This is a genomic window from Limnohabitans sp. T6-5, assembly GCF_003063315.1.
In the GTDB taxonomy this organism is placed as follows: Bacteria; Pseudomonadota; Gammaproteobacteria; order Burkholderiales; family Burkholderiaceae_C; genus Limnohabitans_A.
The window spans coordinates 479,840-492,904 of the sequence record NZ_NERV01000001.1 but is presented as its reverse complement, the minus strand read 5'-3'; the positions used below and the strand labels follow the sequence as shown (position 1 = coordinate 492,904).

Annotated in this window: 11 protein-coding genes; 1 reads left to right on the top strand and 10 read right to left on the bottom strand. The window is 58.5% G+C overall.

The genetic code is table 11. From position 1 onward, the window contains the following. Window positions 1–32: 32 nt before the first annotated feature. A complete protein-coding gene (gene hrpA / locus B9Z51_RS01935; protein ID WP_108371318.1) occupies window positions 33–4,034 on the top strand; it encodes an ATP-dependent RNA helicase HrpA in 4,002 nt (1,333 codons plus the stop codon). A gap of 59 nt (window positions 4,035–4,093) precedes the next feature. Here the strand turns inward: hrpA and B9Z51_RS01930 are convergent, their stop codons facing one another. The 10 genes from B9Z51_RS01930 to B9Z51_RS01885 form a co-directional block, all read right to left on the bottom strand. After that, complete coding sequence (locus B9Z51_RS01930; protein WP_108371317.1) at window positions 4,094–4,393, bottom strand: DNA-binding transcriptional regulator; 300 nt, start codon at window positions 4,391–4,393, stop codon at window positions 4,094–4,096. 10 nt (window positions 4,394–4,403) lie between these two features. Next, a complete protein-coding gene (locus tag B9Z51_RS01925) occupies window positions 4,404–4,616 on the bottom strand; it encodes a BrnT family toxin (RefSeq protein ID WP_199227425.1) in 213 nt (70 codons plus the stop codon). Further along, window positions 4,582–5,157 carry a hypothetical protein gene (locus B9Z51_RS01920; protein ID WP_108371315.1) on the bottom strand — a complete coding sequence of 192 codons (576 nt, stop codon included), beginning with the start codon at window positions 5,155–5,157 and terminating at the stop codon, window positions 4,582–4,584. The genes B9Z51_RS01925 and B9Z51_RS01920 overlap by 35 nt, the downstream gene beginning before the upstream one ends. Window positions 5,158–5,178: 21 nt before the next feature. After that, on the bottom strand, window positions 5,179–7,521 hold the full coding sequence (gene hsdR / locus B9Z51_RS01915; protein ID WP_108371313.1) for an EcoAI/FtnUII family type I restriction enzme subunit R: 2,343 nt from the start codon (window positions 7,519–7,521) through the stop codon (window positions 5,179–5,181). A gap of 3 nt (window positions 7,522–7,524) precedes the next feature. Continuing rightward, window positions 7,525–8,508 (bottom strand): RhuM family protein, encoded by a 984-nt coding sequence (gene rhuM, locus B9Z51_RS01910; protein WP_108371312.1) that lies wholly within the window; start codon window positions 8,506–8,508, stop codon window positions 7,525–7,527. Window positions 8,509–8,676: 168 nt separating this feature from the next. After that, a complete protein-coding gene (gene dinD / locus B9Z51_RS01905; protein ID WP_108371310.1) occupies window positions 8,677–9,522 on the bottom strand; it encodes a DNA damage-inducible protein D in 846 nt (281 codons plus the stop codon). Between the two features lie 233 nt (window positions 9,523–9,755). Beyond that, window positions 9,756–10,874, bottom strand: coding sequence for a restriction endonuclease subunit S (locus tag B9Z51_RS01900; protein ID WP_108371308.1), 1,119 nt, complete (start codon window positions 10,872–10,874; stop codon window positions 9,756–9,758). Further along, entirely contained in the window at window positions 10,871–12,337 is a 1,467-nt protein-coding gene (locus B9Z51_RS01895; protein ID WP_108371306.1) for an N-6 DNA methylase, read from the bottom strand. The genes B9Z51_RS01900 and B9Z51_RS01895 overlap by 4 nt, the downstream gene beginning before the upstream one ends. Window positions 12,338–12,423: 86 nt before the next feature. Then, window positions 12,424–12,729 (bottom strand): addiction module antidote protein, encoded by a 306-nt coding sequence (locus B9Z51_RS01890; protein WP_199227424.1) that lies wholly within the window; start codon window positions 12,727–12,729, stop codon window positions 12,424–12,426. A 6-nt stretch (window positions 12,730–12,735) separates the two neighbouring features. Next, window positions 12,736–13,032 carry a type II toxin-antitoxin system RelE/ParE family toxin gene (locus B9Z51_RS01885; protein ID WP_108371302.1) on the bottom strand — a complete coding sequence of 99 codons (297 nt, stop codon included), beginning with the start codon at window positions 13,030–13,032 and terminating at the stop codon, window positions 12,736–12,738. Window positions 13,033–13,065: the final 33 nt, after the last annotated feature.

Below are 13,065 nucleotides of genomic sequence, written 5' to 3'. Positions count from 1 at the left end.
CACGTGAACACGTGTCGTGGGATAATTCAGCCGTGACCGACTCTGCCCATACCACGCCCCTCCAAATCGACTTTCCCGAAGGCCTGCCCGTCTCTGCCCGCCGTGACGAAATCATGGCCGCCATGGACCAGCACCAGGTCATCATCGTCTGTGGTGAAACGGGTTCGGGCAAAACCACCCAGCTGCCCAAAATCGCGCTGGCGCTGGGGCGCGGCAAGCTCAACGCCAAGCCGGGCGAACGCGCCCGCATGATCGGCCACACCCAGCCCCGGCGCATTGCGGCCAGCTCGGTGGCCAAGCGCATTGCCGAGGAACTGAAAACGCCGCTGGGCGAGGTGGTGGGTTTCAAGGTGCGGTTTCAAGACCGTTTGAGCAAAAACGCCTCCGTCAAGCTCATGACCGACGGCATTTTGCTGGCCGAAACCCAGACCGACCCGCTGCTGCAGGCCTACGACACGATCATCATCGACGAGGCGCACGAACGCAGCCTGAACATCGACTTCTTGCTGGGCTACTTGCGCCAGATCTTGCCGCGCCGCCCCGACCTGAAAATCGTCGTCACCTCGGCCACCATCGACGCCGACCGCTTTGCCAAACACTTTGCCTCGCGCAGCGGCCCGGCCCCGGTCATCATGGTCTCGGGCCGCACCTTTCCAGTCGAGCAGCGCTACAGGCCATTTGAGGAGACGCGTGACTACGGCCTCAATGAAGCCATGGCCGACGGCGTGGACGAACTCTGGCAAGGCGGGGCAGGGGGCGACATCCTGATCTTTTTGCCCGGTGAGCGCGAAATCCGCGAAGCCGCCGACCACCTGCGCAAACACCTGGCGCACCAGCCGCTGACCCGCAACGCCGAAGTGCTGCCGCTATTTGCCCGCCTGTCGCAGGCCGAGCAGGACCAGATTTTTGAGGCGTCCAATGGCCGCCGCATCGTGCTGGCCACCAACGTGGCCGAAACCTCATTGACGGTGCCTGGCATCCGGTATGTGATCGACGCAGGCACGGCGCGGGTCAAGCGCTACAGCCTGCGCAGCAAGGTCGAGCAGCTGATGGTCGAGCCGATCAGCCAGGCCGCAGCCAACCAGCGTGCGGGCCGCTGCGGCCGCGTGGCCAACGGCATTTGCATTCGCCTGTACGACGACAAAGACTTTGCCGGCCGCCCGCGCTTTACCGATCCGGAAATTTTGCGTTCGTCCTTGGCGGGCGTGATCTTGCGCATGAAGAGCTTGCACCTGGGTGTGGTGGAAGACTTCCCGTTCATCGAAGCGCCGTCCAAACGCGCCATCACCGACGGCTACCAATTGCTGGCAGAGCTGGGCGCGGTGGACGACGACAACGAGCTGACGCCGATTGGCAAAGAGCTGGCCCGCTTGCCGCTGGACCCGCGTGTGGGCCGCATGATTTTGGAAGCGCGTGGCCGCGAAGCGCTGGACGAAGTGCTGGTGATCGCCAGCGCCATGAGCGTGCAAGACGTGCGCGACCGACCCATGGACGCGCAAGCCCAGGCTGACCAGCAACACGCCAAGTTTGACGACGACAAGAGCGAATTCACCGGCTACCTGAAGCTGTGGAAATGGATTCACGACGCCCGTGGCGGCCCATCCAAATCAATCGGGGTCAGATCCCAATTAAATCCAGCTGGCCAGCCGGGGCCAAACAATCGGGATCTGACCCCGATTAAAGAAGCCTCGCAGCACAAGCTGAGTAACCGCCAATACGAGCAACTGCTGCGTCAGAACTTCATCAACATCCGCCGCGTGCGCGAGTGGCGCGACACCCACACCCAACTGCTCACCGTGGTGGCCGAACACAAGTGGCGCATCAACACGCAGCCCGCCAGTTACGAGCAGCTGCACCTGTCCATGTTGGCGGGCCTGCTGGGCAACGTGGGCTACAAGCTCGAAGACGAAGAGGCCTATCTGGGCGCACGCGGCATCAAGTTCCACAAACACCCCGGCGCGCACCTGAGCAAAAAACCGGGCCGCTGGATCGTGGTGGCCGAACTGGTCGAGACCACGCGCCTGTTTGGCCGTGGCATTGCGGCCATCGAGCCGCAGTGGCTGGAGCAAGTCGGTGCGCACTTGCTCAAGAAACAACTGCTCGACCCACATTGGGAAAAGAAATCGGCCGAAGTGGTGGCGCTGGAGCGGGCCACGCTGTATGGCCTGGTGGTCTACAGCGGCCGCCGTACGCCCTACAGCCGGGTGGACCTGCACGGCGCACGCGAGATTTTCATCCGCGAAGCGCTGGTGGGCGACCAGTGGGAGACCAAGCTGCCGTTCTTGGCCGCCAACCACAAGATGATCGCCAAGGTCGAAGAGCTGGAACACAAGTCGCGCCGCCAAGACGTGTTGGTGGACGACGAACTGATCTACGCCTTTTATGACCAGCAACTGCCTGCCGATGTGTGCAGCGGCCGCCTGCTGGAGAACTGGTATCGCACTGAAAGCGCCAAGCAGCCGCGCCTGTTGCTGCTGACCCGCGAAGAGCTGATGCGCCACGAAGCCGCAGGCATCACCACGCAGGCTTTTCCCAAACACATCCGCCTGGGCGGCACCGACTGCCAGGCCACTTATCTGCACGAACCGGGCGACGGCCGCGATGGCGTCACCGTGACGGTGCCTTTGTTTGTGCTCAACCAAGTCAGCGAAGACCGCTGCGAATGGCTGGTGCCCGGCTTGCTCAAAGACAAAATCCAGGCCCTGCTCAAAAGCCTGCCGCAGCGCCCACGCAGCCGCTTCGTGCCGCTGCCCGAATCGGCCACGCGCCTGGCCGCCGAGCTGTCGCTGCCCGAGCTGTTTGGCAGCGGGTCGCTGACCGATGTGTTGCTCAAAAAAGCCCGCGACGAAACCAGCCTCGACATCAAGCGCACCGACTTCAAACACGAGATGCTCAGCCCGCACCTGTTCATGAACCTGTGCGTGGTGGACGAGCACGGCCGCCAGTTGGGCATGGGCCGCAACCTGGGTGCGCTCAAAGGCGAGCTGGGTGCCAAAGCGCGGGGTGCGTTCCAGGCGCTGGCGCAGCTCAAAGTGGCGGCAGCGCCTGCGGGCGCCTCCACTTCAGACCAAAAATCAAATGGGGTCGGATCCCGATTGTCCGAAGGAAATCGGGCTCTGACCCCAATTGATTCCAAGCAAGAACCCAAACGCCAAAACGCCCCGGCCAAACAAGCCCCCATCGCCCCCCAGCGCTACACCTCCTGGACCTTCGGCGAGTTGCCCGAGCTGATGGAAATCAGCAAAGGCGGCCAGACCCTGATCGGCTTCCCCGCGCTGGTGGACATGCAAGACGCGGTGACCATCGAAGTGTTTGACGAGCCCGACGTGGCCGCCAGCAAAAACCGCGCGGGCCTGCGCCGCCTGTTTGCGCTGCAGATCAAAGACGCGCTCAAGTACCTTGAGAAAAACATCCCAGACCTGCAAAAAATGGCGGTGGCCTACATGCCGCTCGGTACAGCGGACGAGCTGAAAACCCAGATCATCGACGTGGCGCTGGACCGCGCCTTCTTGCTCGACCCGCTGCCCAATGACGAGCTGACTTTCAAGCGCCGCATCGAAGAAGGCCGGGGCCGCCTGACCCTGATTGCCAACGAAGTCGCCCGGCTGGCGGGCACCATCTTGCTGGAGTTTGGCGCGGCCACCCGCAAGATCAAGGACACCAAAAACGCGCCTGACGCGACCGCAGATTGCACCCAACAACTGCAACGCCTGATGCCCAAAAACTTCATGGCCGCCACGCCGTGGCCGCAGTTGCAGCATTACGCCCGCTACCTCAAAGCCATCACCCTGCGCCTGGACAAATACCGCGCCGACCCCGCCCGCGACGCCCAGCGCCTGGCAGAGCTGAAACCGCAAGAGCAACGCTATTGGCGCCTGGTGGCCGAACGCAAAGGCGCCCAAGACGCCCGCATGTTGGAGTTCCGCTGGCTACTGGAAGAGCTGCGCGTGAGCTTCTTCGCGCAAGAGCTGCGCACTCCGCAGCCGGTGAGCATCAAGCGGCTGGAGAAGGCTTGGGGGCAGTTGAACCATTGAGTTGTAAATGGCTTGGACACACTGAGGACATCGCTCATGTCGCGTGCGAGGTCTATGGTTCAATGCAATGCCGCCAGCGCCGCTTCGGGCGCTTTGTCCAAGACTTTGAGCAATGCCTTGGCCGCGCCTGTGGGGCTGCGTTTGCCTTGTTCCCAATTGCGGATGGTTTCCAGTGACACGTCAATCCGGGTGGCAAATTCGGCTTGGCTGAACCCCAAACGGCGGCGCACGCGGCGTGCAAACTTGGCTGCGTCTTGCATGGCCAGCGCTTCGTCTTGCGCTTTTTGCAGGGTAATTTGCGCTTCTGTGGTGGCATCCACTTGGGCCACGTTGATCCGTCCAATGTGTTTGTCGACCATTTTTCCTGGTTCAATTTTCAGTCGTGTCGTTGTCATATTCCTTGACCTCTCGGGTGTTGGCTTTTCTGGCAGAAATGATGCGTGTGGCTTGTGGGCGTGGGGTGTAGACCACGACAAAGATGCGTGAGCCGATGCGGCCCAGCAACTGGAATCGATCTTCGCCGTAGCTGTGCCGTTGGTCTGCCAAATTAATTCGCACATTCAGCAAGAATTCGACGCTCATTGATCCAAATTTCAGGGTCATCATCTTGATTCGTCAAACCATCCATCTGAAGGAATCGGTCTTCAAATTTTTGTTCTTTTGGAATTGATGTCAGGTTGATCCGTTCGCCGGTGTAAATGCCTGCCCAACAAATGATCGCGTCGTCGGCCACGGTGTATTTTTTCAGATCCTCTCTTGAGGGACCGTGATAGCGTTCGTTTTTGATTTCAAAGGGCTCACTGGTTGAAAAACTTAGCGTTTCCAAGTCTTTGCCGATGCTTGGACGCCCTCTGGGCGCGTACTTCAATTCAACAATGCAGATAATTTCTTGACTATTGCATATCACGACATCCGGGAAACGTATGCCGCAGCTTGTTTGGATATTGGGTTCGATAAATATTCTGCGTTGCAAATTTTTTGACTGAAATTGCTTAAGCAATTCCATGCAGAAATACACCTGCAATGAATGTTCAGAGTTGATCAATTGTGAGTTGTAGTAAAGCTGTATGGTGTTTGTCCATGTTGCCTCAAGATTGCATCTGAGTAGATTACGTTTGTTCATTATTGGGTTCCGGTTCAAGGGTCACAGTTGTGACGAATACAAATACCGCTGCATCCCCACAAACGCCTGCCGCACCTGCACTGCATCCCCCAATTCCGCCATCGCGTCATTCAGCGCGTTGTAGCGCAGCTTGAGCAGTGGGGTAAGTTTGTCGGCGTCGAGTTGGTCCACGCCTTGGGTCACGTACTGGTCCAGCACAAAGGCCAAGAACGCTTGTTGCTTTTGGCCGTAAGTCACCGCGTTGTGCGCCTTGGCGCGATCTGCACGGGTGGCGCGTGTCTCGGTGGGCAGGGCAAAGGCCACGTAGGCCAGCACGTCGAAGAGGTCGCTTTTTTCGGCTTCGATGATGCGTTGCATCTCGCGCAGTGGGTCGCGGCCAAAGCCTTTGTCGGCTAGGCCGCCCAGCAGCGCTTTGCGTGTGGTGGGGTCGGCCCACAAGGTGCGCAGTTCGTCTTCGTTTTTGAAAAACTCGGGCAGGGCGCCAAACAGGCTTTCCAAAAACTGCGCGGGTGACAGCGGCTTGCCGTCTGGCCCCCAGTAGCTGGTGGATGTGATGTGTTGGATGGTGCGGGTTTTGCCGTCGGCCAGTTTGACCACCAGCTTGGCTGGGCGCTCTTCGCCCGGCTCGCGCACCTTGGGTGGCTCGGTCGGGTCTTGCGGTTGCCAGCTTGGGGGCAAAGGCTTTTCGGCGGGTGGCTCGGGCTCCACAGGTTCGCCGTCCCATTCCGGGTCGCTGAACAGGTGGTGCGCCTTCACAAAGTCATAGATCGTGAAGTAGTCCTTGCCGTCATACAGGCGCGTGCCGCGCCCGATGATTTGCTTGAACTCGATCATCGAATTCACGGGCCGCATCAGCACGATGTTGCGCACGTTGCGGGCGTCCACGCCCGTCGATAGTTTTTGCGACGTGGTCAGGATGGTGGGCAGCGATTTTTCGTTGTCCTGAAACTGGCTCAGGTGCTGCTCTCCCAGCTTGCCGTCGTTGGCCGTCACGCGCACGCAGTAGTCAGGCGCGGGGTTGGTCTTGATCTGGTTGATCAGGTCGCGCACCAGCAGAGCGTGTTGCTGGGTGGCGCAAAACACGATGGTCTTTTCGCGCTGGTCGATGCTGTCCATGAACAGCTTGACGCGGTAGGCCTCGCGCTCTTTGATCTCGATGCTGCGGTTGAAGTCTTTTTCTTCGTAGCGCTTGCCTTGCTGCACTTCGCCGTCCAGCACCATGTCATCGGCGGTGTAGACGTAGTCGTCCAGCGTGGTCACGATCTGCTTGACGCGAAACGGCGTCAAAAAGCCATCGTTGATGCCGTCCTTGAGGGAGTAGGTGTAAACCGGGTCGCCAAAATAGCCATAGGTGTCGGCGTTGATGGTGCGCTTGGGTGTGGCCGTCAGGCCCAGCTGCACGGCGGGGCTGAAGTACTCCAAAATCGCCCGCCAGCTCCCTTCGTCATTGGCGCCGCCACGGTGGCACTCGTCGATGATGATGAAGTCAAAAAAGTCTGGCGGGTATTCGCCAAAGTAGGGGGTCTCGCCAGGCCCACTCATGAAGGTCTGGAAGATCGTGAAGAACACGCTGCCGTTCTTGGGCACGCGGCCTTTCTTCTTGATGTCGCTGGGGTCGATGCGCACCACCGCATCTTCGGGGAAGGGCGAGAACGCGGTGAACGCCTGATCGGCCAGGATGTTGCGGTCTGCCAAAAACAAAATGCGCGGACGGCGGCTGGGCTCGGTGCCGTCTTTCCAATCCTTGAGGTTCCAACGGCTGTGAAACAGCTTCCACGCCAGCTGAAACGCGATGAAGGTCTTGCCCGTGCCTGTGGCCAGCGTCAGCAGCACACGGTCTTTGCCGTTGGCCACCGCCTCCAGCACGCGGGTGATGGCGCTCTCTTGGTAATAACGGCCCGTCCAGGTGCCGCCTTTGTCTTCGAGCGGGACGGCGGCAAAGCGTTTGCGCCAGGCGGCCGCTTGCGCCTCACTATCGCCAAAGGCCATGTCCCACAGCTCGTCGGGCGTGGGATAGCGGGCCACTTCGCCCTCGGCCCCCGTGTGCATGTCGATGCCGTAGATGCCTTGGCCGTTGGTGGCGTAGGTGTGGCGAATCGCCAGCTTGGCCGCGTAGCTCTTGGCCTGGCCCACGCCCTCGGTCAGCGGCTTGGCCCAAGCCTTGGCCTCGATCACCGCCAGCTTGGTGTTGCGGTAGACCAGCACATAGTCCGCAATGTCGGCCCGAGCCCGCTTGCCCGCGCCTTGCAGGCGACCCGCCGTGATGTTGTGCTCCCGCAAGATCCGGCTGCCATCCACCTGGCCCCAGCCTGCGGCGGCCAGGGCCGGGTCGATGTGTTCGGCGCGGGTTTCGGCTTCGTTCATGGGTCAGTTCTGCTGTGCCAGCATGTTCATGATCAGTCGGATCAAGGTGTCTTTTTGTGCGGGGTCAGACTCGGCAACCAGCAACGCAAGGGCCGCCAGGCCTATGTCATTGATGACGGGTTGGCCGTTGGCGTCCATCAAACGGCCATTGCGGGCCAAAAAGTCCACAAACAAGAATGCACCGCTGCGCTTGTTGCCATCGGCAAACGGGTGATTCTTGATCACGAAATACAGCAGGTGCGCTGCCTTGGCCTCGATCGTGGGATAGGCCGGTTCGCCAAACACCGACTGGTCCAGGTTGCCCAACAGAGCGTCCAGCCCATCGCCGCGCTCACGGGCAAACAGGTCGGTCGCTTCGCCACGGCTCATCAGGTCGGACTTGAGTTGAGTCAGTGCGGCGCGTGCTTGTTCAGGCGTGGGCAGGGTGCCGCCCTGTTGTTGCGGTGGGTCGGTCAACAAACCTTCGTCGTAGCGCTGCAGCAGCAAAAACGTGCGGGCATAGCGCGTGACCACATCCAGCAGGCCACGACCAGCTTCTTGCGGCAGTTCAGGGTTCTGCGCGATTTTGCGCACCAGCAGCAGGGCAGCTTCCAACTCCTGCGCGTTGGCTTCCAGCCGTTGGCGGTTGAGGCTGTAGCCCTGCGTGAGGTGCTGGCGCAGCACCGTGGTGGCCCATTGGCGAAACCGGGTGCCTTGTACAGACTTGACCCTATAGCCGACCGAGATGATGACGTCGAGGTTGTAAAACTTGACGGGTTTGTCCGAGCCAGCAATGTGCAAATTTTGCACATTGCTTTTTTCCTCCAGCTCCCCTTCAGCAAAGACATTTTTGATGTGCTTCGTGATCACCGAGCGTTCCCGCCCGAAAAGCTGAGTCATTTGTTCTTGACGGAGCCATACGGTTTCACCTTGCAGCCGAACTTCGACCGCGCCGTTATCGGCCTGGTAAATCGCAATGTCTGTCTTGCTGGCGGGGGTGGATGTCATGGGCGGGCTAATTGGTGAAACCGAAACAGTGTAGCCAATTTGGTTTCAATATCCGGCTGGTTGGGTTGGGTAACTGGTGACAGCTTGTCACCGGTTCAACTGTGCGGTTTTTTCGTATGGTTTTAGTCTGCTGTGGCGCTGGTTTTGGCTTCGTTCATTCGGAAGCTTTCATTTTTTGCCATCCAGCTTTTTCTTGGCGCTTTCGATTTGCTTGACGCTTTGCGCGGGCGTGGGCAAAGCCTCGGGCATCGTGCCGCCCAGTTCCTTGATGGTGGCACGCACTTTCTCACCCACCTCGTAATGCGCCTTGTTGGCTTCTCGTTTGCCTTGCACGTTTTCGCGTTTCAATTTTTCTTCTGTCTGCGTTGCGCGAAACAGATTGGCCGCCAGCTCGGTGCTGCCCATGTGGTCCAGGATCTTCTGGCTCTTTTTCAAGCCCTTGTGGGCGTGAATGTCTTTGGCACCCAGGCCGCCATAAAGGCCCTTGTAGCCGTGGTCCTGAAAAATCGCGTAGCCCAAGCTGCTTTCAACACCTGCGTCTTTGGCAGCAGCCGCCAAATGCTTGTTGTGCGCCGCCAGTTCATTGCGAATGGCAAGTCGTTTGTCATCTTCAGACAACTGCGCAAACTTGGCGCTGTCTTCCAGCTCTTGCCGCCGCGTCTGCATTGCAAAGTAGGTCTGGCCGTTGGCAATGACCGGTTTGGATGGATCACCGTTTTGAACAATCAGATAGCAGGCATAACGCGACAGGCGAACATCGGCCAGTTCGCGTTCAGCGCCAGAGCCGATCTGGACCATATCGAGGACATCCTCGATATGGTCTGTTAATGCGTGGCCGCTGTTTTGGCAAGCCGCCCGGGCTCGCTCTATAACGGGGAGGAAGTGTCGGTACTCGGAATAATCCAAGACCTTGGCGAGCTTACGGGCTGACCAGTATTCATTGCCCTCTGCGTCGAGCTGGCGGATGCCTTCAAAGGTGGCATGGTGCTGGTTGGCAATGCGGTTCTTGGTCATAAGCAGGCTGCGTTGGATGGGGTCAATCAGTGTAACTAATTTGGATTCATAAGAGCCGTGATTGGTCGCCGATTCAACTGTACGTTTTCCTCGTACGGTTGAACTGCTTCAGTCGGTTACAGCGCGTAACCGACTGAAGTCTTTCCTGAAGCTTCGAGTCGGTGACGTTTTGTCACCGACTTCCATACAGACCAACCGTCGATAGCGTGTCGACGGTTCACCGCAAGCGACGGTCAAAGCTGCCCGCTGAAGGCCTGGTGCAGCAGTGACTTTTTGAGGTCGTCGAGGGCGGTGAGTTTTTGGCGGTAGATGGCTTCAAGCGAATGACACTCTGCTTCTATTGATCTGAGCATTTCCGTTAGTTCGACCTGTTTCTCTTTGGATTTTGGGAAGGAAATTTTGAGTGGCGCAATGTCATAGTTATTGATCTGTGGGATCGATGAACCTGTGCCAAGCACTCGCATGTCCACATTCAAGAAGTAAAAGTAAAGGAACTCGGGCGTCAGCACCTCAGACGGTATGACGGACATGATGTTCAGGTCCGCGCACATCTCTCTAAGAACAAGACGTTTTTTATTCGTCAGTATCGCGCCTCCCCGTTTGGGAAAAATTACTGCCCCTGCTGGAATCAGCCATCCATTTTTGACGTCGCTGCGGTCAAGAAAGCGAATGGAAGTGCATATGCCTTCAGCGTTTTCTGGCATCGACATCTCGGCGACCTTCACGTATGGGATTTCCCCGTCAGGTCTTTCAATACTTATGGGAACTGTGGTGCCGCTTTTGAGCGTACAAGTTTCTCCCACAGTGGTTTCAACCCAATCCGGTCCACTTGGTATGAGCGCGAGCGATAGCTGATTTGAAAAAAGCTCACGGGCGTTTTGGAGGTTCTTTTCGGCGTTGGCTTTGGCGGTGGCGATGTCGGCAAAGGCTTCGTCGAGGAGGGTGACGATGCGGCGTTGTTCTTCGATGTCAGGTGTTGCGACGGTAATGTCGTAAACATCATTGCGGTTGATGCCGGGCTTTACGCCTTTTGCCATGCTCGGCAGATTCAGAGTCAGCAATAAAAAGTACAAGTACTGCAATTCATACTTTGCGCGGTCAAACTCTACGAAGAATGTGACGTCAAGTGGCCAGTATTTTTCTTCTGTCAGCGTGACTTCACCTGCGGAGCCTTTTCGCCCAACGATGATGGAAGGCTCACCCTTGTAGAACTTATCCGTTCTGTCTTTAATTCCATTGGCGCCGTAGGCCGGGTAGAGGCCGTTCGGGTTTCGGTCGGAATCGGCGAGTGGCTTGCCATATTCCAGTTGGATGATTTCCCCGAGTCTTTTTGTTTCCCATCCCGCCTTCACGCCAACAACCCCCGAATATTCCCCAACACCTCCGCCGCCTCGGCATCCAGCGCGGCGATCTCGTCCAGGATGTCTGCCGGGCTCCGGTGCACCACTTCTTCGCCGCCGTTCGGGTTTTTCACCGACAGATCAAACGTGTCCAGGTTCACGCTGTCGGCGTTCACGCTCCAGCTCTTGGGCGAGTCGGCAAAGGTCTTTTGCAGCTGCACAAACTCCACCAGGTCCGCGTCGTTCAGCGGGTTGGTTTTGCCCATGTTGCGGCCGGGGTCCAATTGGTAGAACCAGGTTTGGCGGGTGGGCTCGCCTTTGGTGAAGAACAGCACCACGGTCTTCACGCCCGCGCCCTGAAAGGTGCCGCCGGGGCAGTCCAGCACGGTGTGCAGGTTGCAGTCGGTCAGCAGCTGTTTGCGCAGGGCCACGCTGGCGTTGTCGGTGTTGCTCAGAAATGTGTTTTTGATGACCACCGCTGCACGGCCTCCGGCACGCAGACTTTTGATGAAGTGCTGCATGAACAGGAAGGCGGTTTCCCCGGTTTTGATGGGGAAGTTTTGCTGCACCTCTTTGCGCTCTTTGCCACCAAAGGGTGGGTTGGCCAGGATGACATCAAAGCGGTCACGCTCTTGGATGTCGTTGATGTTTTCGCCCAGCGTGTTGGTGTGCACGATGTTGGGCGCCTCGATGCCGTGCAGGATCATGTTCATGATGCCAATCACGTAAGCAAGGCTCTTTTTCTCTTTGCCGTAGAAGGTGCGCTTTTGCAGCGTCTCCAGGTCGTCGGCCTTGGTGGCTTTGGGGCTCAGGTAGGCAAAGGCTTCGCACAAGAAGCCGGCCGATCCGCAGGCCGCGTCGTAAATGCGTTCGCCAATCTGCGGTTGCACCACGTCGATCATGGCGCGAATGAGTGGGCGCGGTGTGTAGTATTCGCCGCCGTTGCGCCCGGCGTTGCCCATGTTTTTGATCTTGGCTTCGTACAGGTGCGACAGCTCGTGCTTTTGGGCTTGGCTGCCAAAGCGCAATTCGTCGATGCGGTCAATCACGTCGCGCAGGTTGTAGCCGCTTTGGATTTTGTTGGTGATCTCGCTGAACACTTCACCGATTTTGTATTTGATGGTCTGCGGCCCGCTGGCGCGTTGCTTGAAGCCTGCCAGATACGGAAACAGCTTCGCGTTGACAAAGGCCTTCAGGTCGTCGCCCGTGAGCGCGGCGTTGTGGTCGATCTTGCCGTCTGCACCCTGACCTGACATTTTTGGCGCAGCCCATGCCGACCAGCGGTAGGGCTCGCTCAAGATGAATTGGTAGTCCCGGCCTTCCAGCACCGCCTCGGTGGCTTTGTCGGCTTCGAGGGCGTCGAGGTACTTTAAAAACAGCAGCCAGGAGGATTGCTCGGTGTAGTCCAGCTCGCTGGTGCACCCCGCGTCTTTGTGCAGGATGTCATCGATATTTTTAAAGGTTTGTTCAAACATGGGTTTGCATTTTAGGGGGTGAGGAGGGTGCTGGCCGCACGTGAAAAAGGCATCCGAAGATGCCTTGATGTTGGCTGTGTGGCGGATCAAGCCTGCATCGGCTGCGCGACGAGCTTCACTCCCAGTGCTGTGCAGACTCGGGCAATCGTGTCAAAGCGCGGGTGCGATGCGGGGCGCAGGGCTTTGTAGAGGGCTTCGCGGGTCAGGCCCGAGGCGCGGGCCACTTCGGTCATGCCGCGTGCGCGGGCAATGGTGCCCAGCGCGTGGGTCAGCTCTGCAGGGTCGTTTTCTTCCAGCACCAGCGTCAGGTAGTTGGCCACGTCCTCGTCGGTCTTGAGGTATTCGGCCATGTCGAAGTCGGGCAGGTCGGTGGCTTTGATTTTTTGGGTCATGGTCAGTCACTCCGTGAGGGTTTGGCTCAATGCAATGGCTCGGGCAATGTCGTCAGACTGCGTGGATTTGTCACCACCGCCCAGCATCACGATCAGCATGCCGTCCCGCTCGACAAAATACATGCGCCAGCCGGGTCCGAAGAATTCCCGCATTTCGCTGACGCCTTCGCCTACAGGGGCTACATCGCCCAGCAAACCGCGTTGGACTTTATCGAGCCGTCGGGTCAGTCGGATGCGTGTCATGCCATCCCTCAGGCTGGCCAGCCATTCATCAAACTCGGGCATGCGTTTGATCGTGTACATGTGATTGTAATCAGTTGTTCACACTTCACAAGT